At 69.0% G+C, this 17,445-nt stretch carries 19 protein-coding genes; 10 read left to right on the forward strand and 9 right to left on the reverse strand.

Going from position 1 to position 17,445, the window contains the following annotated elements; translation table 11 throughout:
* Positions 1 to 140 precede the first annotated feature (140 nt).
* The 7 genes from U5O44_RS10580 to U5O44_RS10610 form a co-directional block, all read right to left on the reverse strand.
* Positions 141 to 1,136, reverse strand: a complete 996-nt coding sequence (locus U5O44_RS10580; RefSeq protein WP_322588383.1) for an ABC transporter ATP-binding protein — start codon at positions 1,134 to 1,136, stop codon at positions 141 to 143.
* Positions 1,133 to 2,125 (reverse strand): ABC transporter ATP-binding protein, encoded by a 993-nt coding sequence (locus U5O44_RS10585; RefSeq protein ID WP_322588384.1) that lies wholly within the window; start codon positions 2,123 to 2,125, stop codon positions 1,133 to 1,135. Before U5O44_RS10585 ends, U5O44_RS10580 begins: the two co-directional genes overlap by 4 nt.
* Positions 2,122 to 3,039, reverse strand: a complete 918-nt coding sequence (locus tag U5O44_RS10590; protein WP_322588511.1) for an ABC transporter permease — start codon at positions 3,037 to 3,039, stop codon at positions 2,122 to 2,124. The genes U5O44_RS10585 and U5O44_RS10590 overlap by 4 nt, the downstream gene beginning before the upstream one ends.
* 2 nt (positions 3,040 to 3,041) lie before the next feature.
* Entirely contained in the window at positions 3,042 to 4,619 is a 1,578-nt protein-coding gene (locus U5O44_RS10595) for an ABC transporter substrate-binding protein (protein ID WP_322588385.1), read from the reverse strand.
* A gap of 66 nt (positions 4,620 to 4,685) precedes the next feature.
* Entirely contained in the window at positions 4,686 to 5,669 is a 984-nt protein-coding gene (locus U5O44_RS10600) for an ABC transporter permease (RefSeq protein ID WP_322588386.1), read from the reverse strand.
* 71 nt (positions 5,670 to 5,740) lie between these two features.
* On the reverse strand, positions 5,741 to 6,436 hold the full coding sequence (locus U5O44_RS10605; protein ID WP_322588387.1) for a DUF3047 domain-containing protein: 696 nt from the start codon (positions 6,434 to 6,436) through the stop codon (positions 5,741 to 5,743).
* Between the two features lie 79 nt (positions 6,437 to 6,515).
* Positions 6,516 to 7,430 (reverse strand): porin, encoded by a 915-nt coding sequence (locus tag U5O44_RS10610; RefSeq protein ID WP_322588388.1) that lies wholly within the window; start codon positions 7,428 to 7,430, stop codon positions 6,516 to 6,518.
* Between the two features lie 293 nt (positions 7,431 to 7,723).
* On the opposite strand from U5O44_RS10610, the gene coq7 reads away from it, so the two are divergent.
* Complete coding sequence (gene coq7 / locus U5O44_RS10615) at positions 7,724 to 8,371, forward strand: 2-polyprenyl-3-methyl-6-methoxy-1,4-benzoquinone monooxygenase (protein ID WP_322588389.1); 648 nt, start codon at positions 7,724 to 7,726, stop codon at positions 8,369 to 8,371.
* Between the two features lie 39 nt (positions 8,372 to 8,410).
* Here coq7 and U5O44_RS10620 read toward each other — a convergent pair whose 3' ends face one another.
* Positions 8,411 to 8,839, reverse strand: coding sequence for an OsmC family protein (locus tag U5O44_RS10620; protein WP_322588390.1), 429 nt, complete (start codon positions 8,837 to 8,839; stop codon positions 8,411 to 8,413).
* 258 nt (positions 8,840 to 9,097) lie between these two features.
* Here U5O44_RS10620 and ilvA point away from each other — a divergent pair, with 258 nt between their 5' ends.
* Together ilvA and U5O44_RS10630 are read left to right on the forward strand one after the other, a co-directional pair.
* Positions 9,098 to 10,630, forward strand: a complete 1,533-nt coding sequence (gene ilvA, locus U5O44_RS10625) for a threonine ammonia-lyase, biosynthetic (RefSeq protein ID WP_322588391.1) — start codon at positions 9,098 to 9,100, stop codon at positions 10,628 to 10,630.
* Between the two features lie 90 nt (positions 10,631 to 10,720).
* Positions 10,721 to 11,812 carry a nicotinate-nucleotide--dimethylbenzimidazole phosphoribosyltransferase gene (locus U5O44_RS10630; RefSeq protein ID WP_322588392.1) on the forward strand — a complete coding sequence of 364 codons (1,092 nt, stop codon included), beginning with the start codon at positions 10,721 to 10,723 and terminating at the stop codon, positions 11,810 to 11,812.
* A 40-nt stretch (positions 11,813 to 11,852) separates the two neighbouring features.
* Here the strand turns inward: U5O44_RS10630 and U5O44_RS10635 are convergent, their stop codons facing one another.
* Positions 11,853 to 12,404 carry a hypothetical protein gene (locus U5O44_RS10635; protein ID WP_322588393.1) on the reverse strand — a complete coding sequence of 184 codons (552 nt, stop codon included), beginning with the start codon at positions 12,402 to 12,404 and terminating at the stop codon, positions 11,853 to 11,855.
* Between the two features lie 112 nt (positions 12,405 to 12,516).
* On the opposite strand from U5O44_RS10635, the gene gspG reads away from it, so the two are divergent.
* From gspG to gspM, 7 genes are all read left to right on the forward strand, one after another.
* Positions 12,517 to 12,945, forward strand: coding sequence for a type II secretion system major pseudopilin GspG (gene gspG / locus U5O44_RS10640; protein ID WP_322588394.1), 429 nt, complete (start codon positions 12,517 to 12,519; stop codon positions 12,943 to 12,945).
* 4 nt (positions 12,946 to 12,949) lie between these two features.
* Positions 12,950 to 13,456: a pilus assembly FimT family protein gene (locus U5O44_RS10645; protein WP_322588395.1), complete on the forward strand. Its 507-nt coding sequence runs from the start codon at positions 12,950 to 12,952 to the stop codon at positions 13,454 to 13,456.
* Entirely contained in the window at positions 13,437 to 13,814 is a 378-nt protein-coding gene (gene gspI / locus U5O44_RS10650) for a type II secretion system minor pseudopilin GspI (protein WP_322588396.1), read from the forward strand. The genes U5O44_RS10645 and gspI overlap by 20 nt, the downstream gene beginning before the upstream one ends.
* Positions 13,815 to 13,846: 32 nt before the next feature.
* Positions 13,847 to 14,557, forward strand: a complete 711-nt coding sequence (locus tag U5O44_RS10655; RefSeq protein ID WP_322588397.1) for a PulJ/GspJ family protein — start codon at positions 13,847 to 13,849, stop codon at positions 14,555 to 14,557.
* 12 nt (positions 14,558 to 14,569) lie between these two features.
* Positions 14,570 to 15,580, forward strand: coding sequence for a type II secretion system minor pseudopilin GspK (gene gspK, locus U5O44_RS10660; RefSeq protein WP_322588398.1), 1,011 nt, complete (start codon positions 14,570 to 14,572; stop codon positions 15,578 to 15,580).
* Positions 15,581 to 15,662: 82 nt separating this feature from the next.
* Positions 15,663 to 16,907 (forward strand): type II secretion system protein GspL, encoded by a 1,245-nt coding sequence (gspL, locus tag U5O44_RS10665; RefSeq protein ID WP_322588399.1) that lies wholly within the window; start codon positions 15,663 to 15,665, stop codon positions 16,905 to 16,907.
* The gene (gspM, locus tag U5O44_RS10670) at positions 16,904 to 17,431 is read left to right on the forward strand and encodes a type II secretion system protein GspM (RefSeq protein ID WP_322588400.1); all 528 of its coding nucleotides are present in this window, start codon (positions 16,904 to 16,906) and stop codon (positions 17,429 to 17,431) included. The genes gspL and gspM overlap by 4 nt, the downstream gene beginning before the upstream one ends.
* The last annotated feature ends 14 nt before the right edge of the window (positions 17,432 to 17,445 follow it).

Genomic DNA, 17,445 nt, shown 5'->3' on the forward strand with positions numbered 1-17,445 from the left:
TCTCGTGGTTCAGGAACTTGGCTGGACGGGATGCCAGCTTCCATGGCTTCGACCGCCGGCCGGAGAACTTGAGCCGGAACCACAGCAAGACACCCAGACGCCCGCTCCCCGCGTTGGCGGACAGGCCGAGATCGGAGAACTCAGATCCGCCGCTCTTCCACCGCGTGACACGCCACGCGCACGCCGTCCACCTCGGCCAGCGCAGGCCGCTCCGCCCGACAGCGCGCATTGGCATGCGGACAGCGCGGGTTGAACGCACACCCCGCCGGCGGGTTCAGCGCATCGGGCACCTCGCCTTGCACCGGCGTGCGCGCCCGGCCGCTCATGCGGATGTCGGGAATCGCGTCCAGCAGCATCCGTGTGTACGGATGGCGCGGCCGGGCGAACAGCGTGCGCTTGTCCGCCACCTCGACCAGCCGCCCGAGGTACATCACGCCGACCATGTCACTCACATGGCGCACCACCGCGAGGTTGTGCGAGATGAAGAGGTAGGTCAGCCCGCGCTCGCGCTGCAGATCCTTCATCAGGTTGAGCACCTGCGCCTGCACCGACACGTCCAGCGCCGACGTCGGCTCGTCGCACACCAGGAACTCGGGGCTGGTCGCCAGTGCCCGCGCGATCGAGACGCGCTGGCGCTGGCCGCCCGAGAACTGGTGCGGAAAGCGGTCCAGGTCGGCCCCAGCCAATCCCACCTGCGTCAGCAGCTCGGCCGCCCGGTCGCGCAGCGCGGCCCGGTCGGTCAGCAGCCCGTGCTCCAGCAGCGGCTCGCCGACGATGTCCGCCACCGTCCAGCGCGGGTTCAGGCTCGCATACGGGTCTTGGAAAATCATCTGCAGCCGACGCCGCAGCGCCTGCCCCTGCGGCGTGGCCAGTGTCGCGTGCAGTGGCTGACCATCGATCCGTACCTCGCCACGGGTCGGCGCGTGCAGCCCGACCAGCAGCCGCGCCACCGTGCTCTTGCCGCAGCCCGACTCGCCCACCAGCGCCAGCGTCTGTCCCTTCGCGATCTCGAAGCCGATGCCATCGACCGCGTGGACCCACTGCCGCGGCCGGCGTTCGATCACCCGGTTCAGCCACGGCGCCGAGACATCGAAGGTCTTCGTCAGGTCACGGACCTGCACCAGCGGCGCCGTCATGCGTCCCCCTCGGCCGACGCCCCGGGCACGACACGCCAGCAGGCGGCGCGGGTCTCGCCGCCGGTCGACATCAGCTCGGGCCGTTCGGTGCGGCAGCGGTCGACTACACGTTCGCAGCGCGGATGGAAGGCACACCCCGTCGGCATCGCGTTCAGCCGCGGCATCGCGCCGTCGATCTGCAGCAAGCGCTCGCGGTCCTCGTCCATCGACGGGATCGCGCCCATCAGGCCGATGCTGTACGGATGCGCCGGCCGGTGGATCAGCGCGCCCACCGGCCCGATCTCGGCGATCCGCCCGGCGTACATCACCGCCACCCGGTCGCAAGTCTCGGCGATCACGCCCATGTCGTGCGTGATGAGCATCACCGCCGCGCCGCGCTCGCGGCAGACGCGCTGGAGCAGCGCAATGATCTGTGCCTGGATCGACACGTCGAGCGCCGTCGTCGGCTCGTCGGCGATGACCAGCCGCGGCTCGGCGGCCAGCGCCAGCGCGATCACGACCCGCTGGCGCATGCCGCCGGAGAACTGGTGCGGGTAGTGCTCCAGCCGCTGCTCGGGCGCCGGAATGCCGGTGTCGGCCAGCAGTTGCACCGCACGCTTTCGGGCCGCCTGGCGGTCAAGGCCGAGATGCGTCTGGATGGTTTCCATGAGCTGCTGGCCGACCGTGAACAGCGGGTTCAGCGAGGTCAGCGGGTCTTGAAAGACCATGCCGATCTGCCGACCGCGCACCTTGCGCATCTCGTCAGGCGGCAGATGGTCGATTCGGCGGCCGTCGAGCCGGATCTCGCCACCCGCGATGCGGCCGGGCGGGTCGAGCAGGCCGATGATGGCCGCGCCAGTCAGCGACTTGCCCGCGCCGGACTCGCCGACCACACCGAGGATCTCGCCCGCGGCGAGGCTGAAGGACACATCATCTAGTGCCCGCAGCGCGCCGTGGCGGTGCGCGAATTCCACCCGCAGGTGGTCCACTTCAAGCAAAGGAGTCGTCATCGCAGGCGGGGATTGAGAACATCGCGCAGCCAGTCGCCCAGCAGGTTCACGCTCAGTGCGATCAGCACCAGCATCGCCCCCGGAAACACCGTGATCCACCACTCGCCGGAGAACAGGAAGTCGTTGCCGGTGCGGATCAGCGTGCCCAGGCTCGGTGAGGTCGGCGGCACGCCGACGCCGAGGAAGGACAGCGTCGCCTCGGTGATGATGGCGGTGGCCACCTGCACCGTGGCCAGCACCAGCACCGGCCCGAGCACGTTCGGCAGCACATGCCGGCGCATGATCCGCAGCGGCGTGACGCCGATGACCCGCGCCGCCTGCACATAGTCCTTCTGCCGCTCGACCATCGTCGAGCCACGCACCGTGCGGGCGTACTGCACCCAGCCGGTCAGCGAGATCGCCAGCACCAGCACCGAGAACGCCAGCAGGTCGTGCGCGTTCGGCCACAGCGCCTTGCCGACACCGTCGATCAGCAACGCCACCAGGATCGACGGAAACGACAGCATCACGTCGCACACACGCATGATGAGCGCGTCCGTGCGCCCGCCGACAAACCCCGCCAGCAGCCCCAGCCCGACGCCGACCACCAGCGACAGCAGCACCGACGCCAACCCCACCAGCAGCGAGATGCGCGCGCCGTACATCACCGCGGAGAGGATGTCGCGGCCCTGGTCGTCGGTACCAAGTGGGTATTGCCGCTGGCCCTCCGGCGACCACGCAGGCGGCAGGCGGGACGACATCAGGTCGAGGCTGGCGAGGTCGAAGGGGTTGTGCGGCGCGATCCACGGCGCACCGAACGCGGCGATCAGGCACACCACGAACACGAGCGCAGCCCCCATCGCCGCCGGCGAACCCGTGAAGCTGTGCCAGACCTCGCTGTCGCGCCAGCCACCGCGCGCCGCCGTCGTCGCCACCGTCATGGCTTCACGGTCACCCATTTGAAGAACATCATGTTGTCGGCCAGCTGTGTCAGCGTCACCGTCTTCTTCATGCCCCAGGCCAGCGCCTGCTGGTGCAGCGGCAGATGGCCGACGTCATCGGCGTGGATCTTGAACGCCTCGGCGATCATCGCGTTGCGCTTGCCCTGGTCCGTCTCGCTCTGGATCTTCAAGGTCAGCTCGTCCACCTTCGGGTTGCTGTAGCTGCCGAGGTTGAACTGGCCCTGGCCCTTGTCGCTGGGCGTGGCCATCAGCGAGGTCAGCGGGTTGTGCGCGTCGTAGGTGCCTGGTGTCCAGCCCAGCAGGTAGAAGCTGGTGTTGCGGCTGAGGATCTTCTGGAAATAGGTGGCCTTGCTCTCGGCCTGCAGGTTGATCTTCACGCCCACCTTGGCCAGCCCCGACGCCACCGCCTGGCAGATCTCGCCGTCGTTGACATAGCGGTCGTTCGGGCAGTTCATCGTCACCTCGAAGCCGGACGGGTAGCCGGCGTCGGCGAGCAGCTTCTTCGACGCTTCGGGGTCGTAGGGCAGACGCTTGTTCATCTCCGGCACGAAGCCCCGGATGCCCGGGCCGACCATCAGCGCCGTCGGAGCCGCCGCACCGCGCATGACACGGCTGCGGATGGCCTCGATGTCGATGGCCTGGTAGAAGGCCTGGCGCACCCGCACATCCTTGAACGGATTCTTGCCCTTCACGCTAGAGAACAGCAGTTCGTCGCGCTTCTGGTCCATGCCGAGGAAGATGGTGCGCAGCTCGGGGCCCTGCATCACCCGGAGTGCCGGGTTGCTGTTCAACCGCGCCACATCCTGCAGCGGCACCGGCTCCACGACGTCGATCTCGCCCGACAGCAGCGCAGCGACCCGGGTGGCGTCGTTGCCGATGGGGGTGAAGACGACCTCGTCGACATTGCTCTCCACCTTGTCCCAGTACGCAAAATGCCGCGTCAGCACGGTGCGCGCGCCCGGCTGGCGCTCCTTCACACGAAACGGGCCCGTGCCGTTGGCCTTGAACGACGCCAGGTTCTCGATGCCCTTGCGGCGGTCGACCGGCGTCACGGCCTTGTTCGTCTCGCACCAGGCGCGGTTCATCATGTAGACCAGCGTCAGCACGTCGGGCAGGATCGGGAACGGGGTCAGCGTCTCGATCTCGACCACCAGGTCGCTGACCTTGCGCACCGCCTTGATGCTGGAGGTGTAGCTCTTCATGTCGGAGCCATCGCCCGCGACCCGCTGGAAGCTGAACACCACATCGTCGGCGGTGAACGGCGCACCGTCATGGAATTTCACCCCCGGGCGCAGGTCGAAGCGCCAGACCGTCGGCGAGGTCTGCTTCCACCCGGTGGCCAGACCGGGCACGAGGCCGAGCTTCTTGTCGCGGGCCACCAGCGGCTCGTAGACATTGCCGGTGAAGGCCAGCTGCAGCGATTCGTTGAGCGAATGAGGGTCCATCGACACCGCATCGCCCTGGTTGGCCACCCTGAGCGTCACGGCCTGGGCCAGCGGCGCCAGGGTGAACAACAGGGCGCAGGTCAGGGAGGCAAGTCTGGGCTTCGTCATGGAAGACTCCTTTGTCGTGCAAGCAGGGAACGCCAGGAACAGGAAACCGGTCACCGCAGCATCGACTCAACGCCCGGTCGGCGTCGTCGCCACCCGCAGCCGCGGATCGACCGTCACATACAAGAGATCCACCACCATGTTGATCAGCACGAAGATCAGCGCGATCAGGCAGAGATAGGCCGCCATCACCGGAATGTCCGCGAACTGCACGGCCTGGATGAACAGCAGGCCCATGCCGGGCCACTGGAACACGGTCTCGGTGATGATCGCGAACGCGATCAGCGAGCCGAGCTGGAGACCGGTGATGGTGATGACCGGCACGAGGGTGTTGCGCAGGGCGTGGCGGAAGTGCACCACCCGGTCGCTCAGGCCCCGGGCACGGGCGAAGCGGATGTAGTCGGTGCGCAACACTTCCAGCATCTCGGCCCGGACGAGCCGCAGGATCAGCGTGAGCTGGAAAATCGACAGCGTGAGCGCGGGCAGCAGCAGGTGGCGCCAGCCGTCCGCGGTCAGCAGGCCGGTCTGCCAGGCGCCGAGCGACACCACATCCCCCCGGCCGAAACTTGGCAGCCAGTTCAGCCAGACCGCGAACACGAGGATGAGCAGGATGCCGATCAGGAAAGTCGGCAGCGACACGCCCAGCAGCGACAGCAACATCAGTGCCTGCGCCGACCAGCGCCCACGGCGCAGCGCAGCAAACACCCCCATCGGAATCCCGATCAGCAAGGCCAGCACGGCAGCGGCCAGCGCCAGCTCCAGCGTGGCGGGCAAGCGCTCCAGGATCAGGGACGAGACCTTGCGGCCCTGGCGCAGGCTCAGGCCGAACTCGCCCTGCACCGCCTGGGCGACAAAACGGGCGAACTGGACGGGCACGGGGCTGTCCAGACCCAGGTCGGCACGGAGCTGGGCGCGCTGCTCGGGTGTCGCGTCCTGCCCCACCATCGAGACGACCGGATCGCCCACATAGCGGAACAGCATGAAGGCGATCAGGGCCACGGACAGCATCACCAGCACACCCTGGGCCAGTCGGCGGAGCAGGAAAACGGTCATCGGCGCAGGGTGCCAGCGCAGTCACCGAATTGCAAGCAATGGAATCCCGCGAAAAACGCGATGGACTTTTTTCAGCGCAAGGTGGCCGGACCGTAGCAGGCTTCGACCTGGGCCTGGGTGTTGTCGGCGTCGGTCATGTAGGCCAGTCCGATGAGGGCACCGGGCGCCTCCCCGAAGGCGGCGAGGAAGTCGGCCTGTGCATCGCGCTCGTAGTGCCGCCAGTGGCGCAGCCGCTCGGGACCGGATTCGACGACGATCTTGCGGATGCGGTCCGAGCGGCCGTTGGTGATGATGGTACCGACCGGGGCTGAAGCATCCCAGACGTACATCAGCGTGGCATAGGGCGGCACTTCGCCCGTGAGGGTGTGGGCCAGCTCGAACAGCATCTGGTTGCGCGGTGACAGGCGCGCGGTGTCGCCATCGAAGGCCAGTACCAGACGGGCGGAGGCGTCGTCGCGGTCGATCTCCGCCACGGTCGCCTCCGGGCTGAGCGAATCGACCCACCAGGAGAACTGCAGGCTGCGCCACGCGGCAGGCTCCAGCCGCATGCCGCGGCGCCACAGGCTGGCGGAGCGGTTGGCACGGGCCTGCGTGCAGCGGTGGCCGGCGCGCACGGCAGGCGTGTATTCGGTGATGCGCTTGCCGGGCAGGCGCTGCACGGACCAGGTTTCACCCGGTGCCGTCACGGGATCTGGCGCGGAGACGGTGGCACAGCCGCACAGCAATGCCACCGCGGCCACCGCAGCGATGGGAAAGATCCGGTTCATGCCGGCCTCCATGAAAAAAGCCACCCGAAGGTGGCTCTTTGACGCGAGATCAAGACACCTGCTTGCGCAGGTGCCGGGATCAGAACGTGTGCAGGACGCCGAAGTCGTAGGCGTTCTTTTCCGTGCCGGTGTTGACGCGGCTGATGTCGGTGTACAGCTGGGTACGCTTCGACAGGTTGTGGCGATAGCCGATCGACGACTTCTTGGTGGTCGCAGCGGTACCCAGCTTTTGCTGAGCGTAGCCGAGCAGCACTCGGCCGGCGCCGACGTTGACCGAAGCACCCAGCAGGGCTTGCTTGATCTTGGCGTTGGCGTTGGTGTCACCGGCGCCAATGGCAGCGGTCAGGCGCGCCGGGCCGAAGGTGTAGCCGACACCAGCGGTCAGCAGGTTGTCGTTGGCACCGGTCGGGTTGTCATAGCCAACCGCAGCCAGCAGCGGGCCGGCAGCGTACTGCACGGCGACCGAGTACGGACGGTCAACACCGCCGGCTTCGAGTTCGGCGATGTCGGCAGCGACCTTCAGACCACCGAAGGTGCCGTCGTAGCGCAGCGAGTTCTGGGTGCGGATGCGGGCAACCGTGCCGGTCAGCGAAGCACCGCGCAGGCCACCGACGGTGTCACCACCGAACGGGTCGAAGGCGTTCTGTGCCAGGATGAAGGCTGCCGTGTACTGGCGACCCAGGTTCACGGTGCCGAACGCGCCGCCCAGACCAACGGTCGAGTAGCCATTCCACATCACGGCGCCAGCTTGGGCGCCAGTGTCAGGGCTGAAGCGGTGTTCGAAACCGAACAGCGCACGCATGCCACCGCCCAGGTCTTCCACGCCACGCACGCCGACACGGCTGCCCGAACCGTCCATGACGGCCTTGTCAGTGGTGCCAGCGGCCTTGCCGACGCCCAGGTCAACCTTGCCGTACAGCGTGACCGACGATTGAGCCGAAGCGGCACCAGCGAATGCGCCCAGAACGGCGAGAGCGAGCAGAGACTTCTTCATGCAAATATCTCCTAGGTTGAACTAGAGGGTCCTGCAGCGCGGGGTGTCGTCTCACGACACTGCCCGGACAGGCCTACCTCCTCAGCGGAAGCTGGCACTATTGCACCAGACGGGTTCGACGCTTGCCAAGCGGGACTTCGTGAATAGGCACATTCGCGTTGTCAGGGTGCAACAAGGCGCGGAATCCGAGGTCCAATATGACACATCGACCGCAATCACCCGACAACAGCGACCACGCAAGGTTGATCTGACGCGGCCAGCGGCCCATGCGCAGAAGCCTAAACTCTCCCCCCATGAGAACGCTCACGCCGATTGACCGCCTGCTGTGCGTGGCAGACCAGAGTCTGCGCACCCTCTGGGGGCACCACCACGCCCAGCGACCCACACCGCGCCCATCTTCCGCTGCCGGGGATCCGCCGCCTGCGCTGGATGAGGCCGAGCAGCGCCTGTCAGGCGCCTTGATTCGCGTGGACCATGTCGGCGAGGTGTGCGCCCAGGCGCTCTACACCGCACAGGCCCTGTCCACCCGCGACCACCAGCTGCGCGCGCATCTGATCGCCGCCTCGGAAGAGGAAACCGACCATCTGGCGTGGACGGAACAACGGCTGCGCGAACTGGGCGCCCGGCCTTCGCTGCTCAATCCGCTCTGGTATGCAGGCGCTTTTGCCATCGGCACCGTGGCTGCGCGGATGGGGGACCGGACCAGCCTCGGTTTTGTCATCGAGACCGAGCGCCAGGTGGAAGAGCACCTCGACAGCCACCTCGCTCGCCTGCCAGCCAACGACACCACCTCCAGGGCCATCGTCACCCAGATGCGGGATGACGAGATCCGGCATGCCGAAGCAGCGCAGCAGGCCGGTGGCGTGCGTCCGCCGCTGCCGGTGCGCTGGCTGATGCGCTCGGCGGCCAAGGTCATGACGACCACGGCCCACCGGATCTGAAACTCGGTTCCCGGCCAGGGTGACCGGCCCGGACCAGGCTCAGACGGTCGTGTCGACCACCTCGACCTGCAGCTCGATCTCGGCCGTCTTGGCCAGCATCGCCGTGGCGGAGCAGTATTTGTCGTACGACATCTGCACCGCGCGGCGCACCGCCGGCTCGGGCAGCTTCGCACCGCTCACGACGAACTGCATCACGATGCGGGTGAACACCTTGGGCTCGGTCTCCGCCCGATCGGCATGGACCTTGACCTGGCAGCCCTGCACCTTGTGGCGGCCACGCTGCAGGATCAGCACCACGTCGTAGGCCGTGCAGGCCCCCGCTCCGGCGAGCAAGGTCTCCATCGGCCGGGGAGCCAGGTTGCGGCCACCACCTTCGGGTGCGCCATCCATCATCAGCAGGTGGCCGCTGCCGGTTTCGGCCGAAAACGCCATGCCGGAAGCCGGCATCCAGTTGATCGTGCAGTCCATGACGTGTCGAAATCAGAAGAACAAGCCGGGATTGTGACTTGCTGACACTGCATTGAGCCCTGCACCTTCGTTGCAACGCAGCAATCGCTTTGGTACACTTTCCAACAAGCAATTGGGAGTGCCCCCTAGAACTTTTCCAAGAAAAGGCACTCTCAAGCAACGGTTGTCTCCTCCACCCTCCTCCAAAGGTGGATTGAGCCCGAGGTGAAAACCTCGGGCTTTTTTTCGTCACCGAGTTCCGTGACTGCGAGTTCCATGATGCCCTCCGAGCGCCAGACCCTGCTGACCAGCTACCTCCAACGCATCCTCACGGCCAAGGTCTATGACGTGGCACGCGAGACCGAACTGGATCCCGCACGCAGTCTCTCGGCGCGCCTGGGCAATCAGATCCTGCTGAAGCGCGAGGACAACCAGCCCGTGTTCAGCTTCAAGCTGCGTGGCGCCTACAACAAGATGGCGCACCTGACGGCCGAGCAGCTCGCCCGCGGCGTGATCTGCGCCTCTGCCGGCAACCACGCACAGGGCGTCGCGCTGAGCAGCAAGCGCCTGGGCTGCCGCGCCGTCATCGTGATGCCCGAGACGACGCCGCAGGTGAAGGTCGACGCAGTGCGGGCACTCGGCGGCGAGGTGGCGCTGATCGGCGAGAGCTACAACGACGCCCATGACCACGCCATGCAGCTGGCGGAAATCGAAGGCCTCACCTTCGTCCACCCCTTCGACGACCCCCACGTCATCGCCGGCCAGGGCACCATCGGCATGGAGATCCTGCGCCAGCACCAGGGACCGATCGATGCCGTGTTCGTCGCCATCGGCGGCGGCGGGCTGATCTCGGGTGTGGCGGCCTACCTGAAAGCCGTGCGGCCGGAGATCAAGGTCATCGGGGTGCAGACGGTCGATTCCGACGCGATGCTGCAGTCGGTGCGCGCCGGCCACCGGGTTCGGCTCCACGATGTCGGCCTCTTCGCCGACGGCACTGCAGTGAAGTACGTCGGCGAGGAAACCTTCCGCGTCGCCCGCGAACTGGTGGACGAGTTCATCGTGGTGGACACCGACGCGGTCTGTGCAGCGATGAAGGACGTGTTCCAGGACACCCGCTCGGTGCTGGAGCCCTCGGGCGCGCTGTCGGTCGCGGCAGCCAAGCAGTACGTTGCCCGGGAAGGCTGCACCGGCAAGACCTTCGTCGCCATCACCTGCGGCGCCAACATCAACTTCGACCGCCTGCGCTTCGTCGCCGAGCGGGCCGATGTGGGCGAGGAGCGCGAGGCGCTGTTCGCGGTGACGATCCCCGAGGAGCGTGGCTCGTTCAAGCGTTTCTGCGAGCTGATCGGCCCGCGCAGCGTCACCGAGTTCAACTACCGCATCAGCGACGAGCGCAAGGCCCACATCTTTGTCGGACTGAGCACGACCACCCGCGGCGAGTCGGCGCAGATCGGCGCGCTGTTCGCCACGCAGGGCTTTGCCGCCCTGGACCTGACCCATGACGAACTGGCCAAGGCCCACCTGCGCCACCTCGTCGGCGGACGCTCGGATCTGGCGGTGAACGAGCGCCTGTTCCGCTTCGAATTCCCGGAGCGGCCGGGCGCACTGATGCGTTTCCTGTCGAGCATGCACCCGGACTGGAACATCAGCCTGTTCCACTACCGCAACCAGGGCGCCGACTACGGCCGCATCCTCGTCGGCATCCAGGTTCCGGGCGCAGACGAAGCAGCGTTCCAGCGCTTCCTCGACACGCTGGCCTACCCCTGTGTCGAGGAGACGGACAACCCGGTCTACCGGCTGTTCCTGCGCTGAAGGCCATCTCCACCGAACTGCGCCGGATTTCACTGAATCCGCGCGGGACGGCATCGGCCGCCGCCAGCCGCACGCGCACAATCTGCGGCCATGCGCCCTGACTCCACGCCCCTGATCCCGTCGACGGCCCACCCTGCCCTGCAGGAGGCGCTGCAATTCAAGCTGCGGCGCCGGGTCAGCGCGGCAGGCCACCTGGGCGAGCTGCTGCCGCTGGCGATGCGGATCGGGCTGCTGCAGCAGCAACTGCGTCCGCGCCTGCGACAGCCGCAGCTGCTGCTCTTCGTCGGGGACCACGGCATCGCCGTCGACCTGAACCCGCCCCAGCACACCAGCACCACCTCGCAGGTCCAGGCCGTGCTGGACAACCGCGTGCCGCTGCCACTCTTCGCACACCAGCAAGGCCTGAGTGTCAGCGTGGTCGATTGCGGCCTGGCCACGCCGCTGCCGATCGGGCCGGGCGTGCTGTCGCGCAAGATCGCCCACGGCACGCGCAACTGCAGGCTGACCGCGGCGATGTCGCTCGATCAGGTGAATTCCGCCATCCGCGCCGGCATGGAGATCGCGCAGGCACTGCCGGGCAATGTGCTGGGCTGCGCAGGGCTGGGCGTCGGGTCACGCGAGTCGGCGGCACTCGTCATCGCGCGGGTCACCGGGCGTCCACTGCTCGACCTGGTCCACGCTGGGCCGCAGATGGACCGCGAGGAGCTGGAGCACACGATGTCGGTGCTGCAGACCGCGCTGAACCGGCACGGCCCGATCGAGGATCCGGTCCAGGCGCTGGCCACCTTCGGCGGATTCGAGATGGCGATGATGGTCGGTGCGATGCTCAAGGCGGCCGAGCAGCGCAGCCTGATCCTGGTCGACGGCCTGCCCGCCTGCGCGGCGCTGCTCATCGCCACCCACATCGCGGGCCCGGTGATCGACTACTGCCTGTTCTGCCGCAGCACCGACCACCACGGCCTCGACACCGCACTGGCCGGCTTCGAGAGCACGGCGCTGCTGGCGCTCGGTCTGGAAAGCCTGGACGGCACTGGCATCGCCCTGAGCTGGCCCCTGGTGCGGGCCGCGGCCGCCTTGCTGACGGATGTCGTCGATCCGGTGGAGCCTCTGCCCCCCAGCACCGAGCCGGAGCAGACCACCCCGGGTGAGGACCTCGGCCACGAATACATCCGGATGCCGTGAGGCCTGGCGTGGTGCAGATGGGGAGGGCGAGGGCGGTGTTTCAGCGGGCCTGGTTCGGGTCGCCCATGCCGCCGGTGACGGTGCCAGCCTGGTCAGCGGACGGATCCTGCTGGAGCGGCGGCATCTGGGGCGGTTGCATCGGCGGTTGCATCGGGGACGGCATCTGCCCCTGCATGGGCGGCGAGACCCCCGGCATGGCAACCCCGGGCAAGATGCCCGTGGCCGGCGGCGGCAATTGGGGGAGGTCCAGCGTGAGCTGGCTCGCCGCGCCGGCCGGGCCGAGGCTGACGCCCTTGGCCGTCACACCCTGCAGCACCCACTGGCCATCGACCGGCGCCCCCAGCCGCACGACACGCGGCGGCTGGTCATCCACCGACAGCACCGCCCAGCTCGCGCCAGCCCCGGTCGAGGCCACGGCGCCGACCAGCTTGAAGCGTGCGGCGGCAGCCGGCGGCGGCGCCACCTCGCCGACCGGGGCCACGGCACCCAGCAGGCGCAGCACATCCCCCCGGACCGCCTGGTCGATCGCCACCGTCTGCACCTGGGGCGGTACTGCGCCGGGGCGCGCGAACAGGCGCAAGCCCCAGAACACGAGACTTCCCGCCAGAGCGGCCCACACCAACCATGCTGTCCATCGTGCTGCCATGGGGGCGGATTATGATCGACGGCCCCGCTGCTCTCAGTGCACTTCGGACCCCACATTCATGAAATCCTTGCGACACGCCGCACAGCGCGGCTTCACCCTGATCGAGCTGATGGTGGTGCTGGTGATCATCGGCGTGCTGGCGTCCCTGGTCGTGCCCAGTGTGCTCGACCGCGTCGACGAGGCCAAGGTCACCGCCGCGCGCACCGATGTCAACAGCCTGATGGAGGCCCTCAAGCGGTACCGCCTCGACAACCAGCGCTATCCGACCAGCGAGCAGGGCCTGCAGGCGCTGGTCGCCAAGCCGGCCACCGGCCCGATCCCGCCCAACTGGAAACCCACGCTCGACAAGCTGCCCAACGACCCCTGGGGCCGCCCCTACCAGTTCGCCAACCCCGGTGTGAAGGGCCCGATCGACGTGTTCAGCTACGGTGCGGATGGCCAGGCCGGTGGCGAAGGCAAGGACGCGGACATCGGCTCCTGGCAATGACCCGGTGACACAAGCACAAGCGGTGCGGCGCACCCGCGGATTCACCCTGCTGGAGCTGATGGTGGTCGTGGCCATCATCGCGCTGGCGAGTGCCGCTGTCACGCTGGCCCTGCCCGACACCGCCAGCACGCGACTCGAACGCGAGGCCACCCGGCTGATCGCCATCCTCGAAACCGCACGTGTCCAGGCCCGCGCGCTGGGCACGCCGGTGCGCTGGGTGCCGGGACGTCCGCGCCAGACCGCCAACGACAGCCCCGACCAGCCGGTCCCGGATTTCCATTTCACCGGGCTGCCGGACAACCACGGCCTGCCTGACCGCTGGTCCGACGCCGATCTCGCCGGCAAGATCGGCGTGCTGCTGCCCCCGGGCCAGAACGGCATCCTGCTCGGCCCGGAGCCTGTCATCCCGCCCCAGACCTTGACCCTGCAGCTCGACGACAAGCGCCTGCGCCTGTCCACCGATGGCCTGAGCGCCTTTGCGGAAAGCCCCGATGCCCCGACGCCGCAGTGAGTCGGGCCAGCGCGGCCTCACGCTGATCGAGGTGCTGGTCGCGCTGGCGATCGTCGCCATCACGCTGGCCGCCGGCATCAAGGCGGCCGGCACCCTGACCAGCAACACCCAGCGCCTGGCCGACACGCTGGCCGGGCAGTGGTGTGCCGACAACTACCTCACCCGGCTGCGGCTGGAGCGGCAACTGCCGCCCATCGGCGACAGCGAGTTCAGCTGCGAACAGGTCGGCCAGACCTTCCAGGGCCGCGTCGCCGTCCGCCCGACCCCCAACCCGCTCTTCCGCCGCATCGACGTCCGCATGCTCGACCCCGAAGGCCAGCATCTGCTGCTCTACACCACCGTGATGTCCCGACTCTGAGGCCCGCGGGTCCGATACCGATACCGATGCCGATGCGCCCCTCCCCTTCCCGACGCCCCGCGGGCTTCACCCTGATCGAGGTGCTGGTGTCGCTGTTCATCCTGGCGCTGATGTCGGCGATGGCCTGGCAGGGGGTCGACGCGATCGCCCGCAGCCGCGAATCGACGCAGGCCCGCATGGACCGGCTGCTGCGGCTGCAGACCGTGCTGGCGCAGTGGGAAGCGGATGTGCAGGCGGTGATCGACACCCAGGTCGTGCCGGGACTGAATTTCGACGGCGCCACGCTGCGCATGACACGCCGCCAGCCCGATGGCGTGCAGGTGGTGGCCTGGACGCTGCGCAGCGGCACCCTCTACCGCTGGACCGCCCCACCCTCGAACGCGCTCGACACGCTCCAGGAGGGCTGGATGCGCAGCTACCAGCTGCTCGGCAACGAGGCCGGCACGCTGACCATGCTGGACAAGGTCGCGCAGTGGCAGCTCTTCGTCTTCCTGACCAGCAGCAACGGCTGGAGCAACGCCCAGTCCAGCGGCGACCTGGCCCAGGTGCCACCTGCACCGGTCGACCCGCCCCCGGCGGAGCCCGGAGCCTCCGGCCCGGGCAACGGCGTGGTCAGTGCCGCGCCGCCGATCGTGGTCAACCAGGATGCGCTGCCGGACGGGCTGCGCCTGGTCATCGGCTTCGCCCCCGGCGGCGCGGCAGACGGCGCACTCACCCGCGAGGTCCGGCTTGTCCATCCGTGAAACACTGACCCCATGACGCAGCCGCCCGCGATTCCCCGACCCCAGCGCGGCGCCGCCCTGCTCACGGCGATGATCATCGTCACGCTCGTGGCCACGCTGGCCTCCGGCATGGTCTGGCAGCAATGGCGCGCGCTGCAGGTCGAGGCGGCCGAGCGGGCGCAGACGCAGTCGCAATGGGTGCTGCAGGGCGCGCTCGACTGGACCCGCATGATCCTGCGCGAAGACGCCCGCGAAGGTGGCGCCGACCACCTGGGCGAGCCGTGGGCCGCGCCGCTGGCCGAGGCCCGGCTGTCCACCTTCCTCGCCGCCGACCGGGCGATGGCCGAGGATGCGCCGGACGCCTTCCTGTCCGGTCGCATCGAGGACGCCCAGGCGCGCTACAACCTGCGCAACCTCGTCCAGCAAGGCAAGGTCAGCCGGGCCGAGCTGCAGACGCTGGAGCGCCTGTGCGGTTTCCTCGGTCTGAGCGGCGATGTCGCGCCGCGACTGGCCGAGGCCATGCGCCGCGCGACCCCGGGCAGCAGCGCCGAACCGCCTGCGGACAGCGTCGGCAGCAGCAGCGATGGCAGCGGCACCAGCGTGCCCCTGCCGCTCATGCCCGCTTCGGTCGACGACCTCGGCTGGCTGGGGCTGGACGCCGCCACCGTCCAGCGCCTGAAGCCCTATGTCGTGCTGCTGCCGCGCGAGACGCCGGTCAACCTGAACACTGCACCGAAGGAGGTCATCGCCGCGGTGCTGCCCGGTGTCGATCTGGCCAGCGCGGAGCGGCTGGTGCAGTCGCGGCTGCGCGACCACCTGAAGACACCGGCCGATGCCAAGGCCGTGCTGGGTGAGCGGGCCTTGACCGACGCGCGGCGGGTGGGTGTCAACACCAGCTATTTCATCGTCCACGGCGCGCTGCGGCTGGACCAGGTGGTCGTCGCCCAGCGCTCGCTGCTGGAGCGCAACGGGCGCGAAGTGCGCGCCCTGTCCACACAGCGCGTGCGCGACCTCGCGGAACTGGAAAGTACCTTGCAGCGATGAGCACAGACCGCAGGATCGGCCGTCTCTCACAGGCTGGCAGCAGGCCGGCACCTACAATCGGCCCGACTTCCTACCCCCATCCATGAGCCTGCTCGCCATCCAGTTGCCCACCCGCACCCGCCTGCGTCCGCAGGTCCGTGCGTCTGCGCAGGGCTCCGGTGCCCGGGCCGAGCTGGGCTTCGTGCTCAGCCCGGACGGGCAATCGGTCCAGTCCGAAGGGCAATGCGCTCCCTCGCTGCTGCCCAAGGCCACCACCGTGGTCGCCGTGCTGGCACCGGCCGACGTCGCATTCCACCGCCTGACCTGCCCGAAAGCCCCGGCGGCGCGCCTGCGCGCCGCCCTCGCCGGGATACTGGAAGAGCAGGTGCTCGACGAGGTCGACCAGCTCCACCTGGGCCTGGCCCCGGACGCGCGTCCCGGCGAGGACACCTGGGTCGCCGCCATCGACCGGGCTTGGCTGAGTGCCGAGCTGGCGGCGCTGGAGAGCGTCGGCGTGGTCGTGGACCGGGTCGTGCCCGGACTGTGGCCGGATGCGCAGGCCCACGGACATTTCCATGTGCCCCTGGACGAAGACAAGCCCCGCACGCTGCTCACCTGGGCGGACCTGCAGGGCGTGAGCACCTGGCCGCTGCAGGGCAGCCTCTCGCGCGGCCTGCTGCCCGAGCCGCTGGCCGAGGACACGCTGTGGACCGCAGACCCGGCCGCGGCCGCACCGGCCGAGCGCTGGCTGGGCCAGCCGGTGCAGGTCCTGGGCATGGGGGCCCGGCTGCTGGCCTCGGCGCAGAGTGGCTGGAACCTGCGCCAGTTCGACTTGGCCGCACGCCACCGCGGGCTGGCCCTGCTGCGCGACGCGGGCAAGCAGTTCCTCACGCCGGGGTGGCGGCCGGTGCGCCTGGGACTGGTCGGGCTGGTGCTGGCGCATCTGGTCGGGCTGAACGCCTGGGCCTGGATGCAGCGCACCGAGCTGCAGACCCGCCGCACCGCGGTGACCAGCCTGCTGCGCACCACGCATCCGCAGGTGCGCGCCGTGCTGGACGCGCCCTTGCAGATGGCACGCGAGAACGAACTGCTGCGCGCCAGCGCCGGTCGCCCTGGCGAGAACGATCTGGAGCCGCTGCTGCAGGCCGCCGCCAGTGTCTGGCCGGACGGCCGCCCGCCCCAGCTGCTGCGCTATGAAAACGGCCGCCTCTCGCTGGGCGCCCCCGGCGTGGGCGCCGCGGAACTGGCCCAGATGCGCGCCACGCTGGAGCCAGCGGGCTGGAGCGTCGACCAGGACGACAACCAGATCACCCTGAGCCGCCCGACCGCCGGGAGTGCTGCCCGATGAAGCCCCTCCTCTCCCTTTCGCGGTCCGCCGCACTGCAGGCACAGCTCGCCCCGCTGCAGCAGCGCTGGCAGGCCCTGGCGCCCCGCGAGCGCCTCGGCGCCACGCTCGGTCTGGGACTGCTGCTGGTGTTTCTGGTCTGGAGTCTCGCGGTGCAGCCCGCCCTCAAGACCCTGCGCACCGCCCCCGCCCAGCAGGCCACGCTGGATGCCCAGCTCGCCCAGATGCAACGCCTGGCGGCGGAAGCCTCCGAGCTGCGGGCGCTGCCCCCGGTCGATCCGTTGCAGGCGGATGCCGCGCTGCAGTCGGCCACCGAACGCCTGGGGGCCGCCGCCCGCCTGCAGCGCAGCGGCGAGCGCGTCAACATCACCTTCACCGGCGTCGAGCCGGCGGCGATGATGGCCTGGCTGGCCGAAGTGCGGGCCGCTGCCAGGGTGCGCGTGGTCGAGGCCCAGCTCAGCCGTGTCGGTGCGGGCTACAGCGGCAGTCTCGTGCTGACGCTGCCCTCCCCGCCCACCCAGCGCTGACAAGGAAAGAGCCG

The sequence above is a fragment of the Sphaerotilus sp. genome, assembly GCF_034519685.1.
Taxonomy (GTDB): domain Bacteria; phylum Pseudomonadota; class Gammaproteobacteria; order Burkholderiales; family Burkholderiaceae_C; genus Sphaerotilus.

Coding starts and splice junctions, on each gene's coding strand:
- U5O44_RS10655 (WP_322588397.1), top strand. CDS start 13,847: ATGCGCCCCTCCCCTTCCCGACGCCCCGCGGGCTTCACCCTGATCGAG.
- U5O44_RS10585 (WP_322588384.1), bottom strand. CDS start 2,125: ATGACGACTCCTTTGCTTGAAGTGGACCACCTGCGGGTGGAATTCGCG.
- gspK (WP_322588398.1), top strand. CDS start 14,570: ATGACGCAGCCGCCCGCGATTCCCCGACCCCAGCGCGGCGCCGCCCTG.
- U5O44_RS10630 (WP_322588392.1), top strand. CDS start 10,721: ATGCGCCCTGACTCCACGCCCCTGATCCCGTCGACGGCCCACCCTGCC.
- U5O44_RS10620 (WP_322588390.1), bottom strand. CDS start 8,839: ATGGACTGCACGATCAACTGGATGCCGGCTTCCGGCATGGCGTTTTCG.
- U5O44_RS10600 (WP_322588386.1), bottom strand. CDS start 5,669: ATGACCGTTTTCCTGCTCCGCCGACTGGCCCAGGGTGTGCTGGTGATG.
- gspL (WP_322588399.1), top strand. CDS start 15,663: ATGAGCCTGCTCGCCATCCAGTTGCCCACCCGCACCCGCCTGCGTCCG.
- gspG (WP_322588394.1), top strand. CDS start 12,517: ATGAAATCCTTGCGACACGCCGCACAGCGCGGCTTCACCCTGATCGAG.
- coq7 (WP_322588389.1), top strand. CDS start 7,724: ATGAGAACGCTCACGCCGATTGACCGCCTGCTGTGCGTGGCAGACCAG.
- gspM (WP_322588400.1), top strand. CDS start 16,904: ATGAAGCCCCTCCTCTCCCTTTCGCGGTCCGCCGCACTGCAGGCACAG.
- gspI (WP_322588396.1), top strand. CDS start 13,437: ATGCCCCGACGCCGCAGTGAGTCGGGCCAGCGCGGCCTCACGCTGATC.
- U5O44_RS10605 (WP_322588387.1), bottom strand. CDS start 6,436: ATGAACCGGATCTTTCCCATCGCTGCGGTGGCCGCGGTGGCATTGCTG.
- ilvA (WP_322588391.1), top strand. CDS start 9,098: ATGCCCTCCGAGCGCCAGACCCTGCTGACCAGCTACCTCCAACGCATC.
- U5O44_RS10580 (WP_322588383.1), bottom strand. CDS start 1,136: ATGACGGCGCCGCTGGTGCAGGTCCGTGACCTGACGAAGACCTTCGAT.
- U5O44_RS10595 (WP_322588385.1), bottom strand. CDS start 4,619: ATGACGAAGCCCAGACTTGCCTCCCTGACCTGCGCCCTGTTGTTCACC.
- U5O44_RS10610 (WP_322588388.1), bottom strand. CDS start 7,430: ATGAAGAAGTCTCTGCTCGCTCTCGCCGTTCTGGGCGCATTCGCTGGT.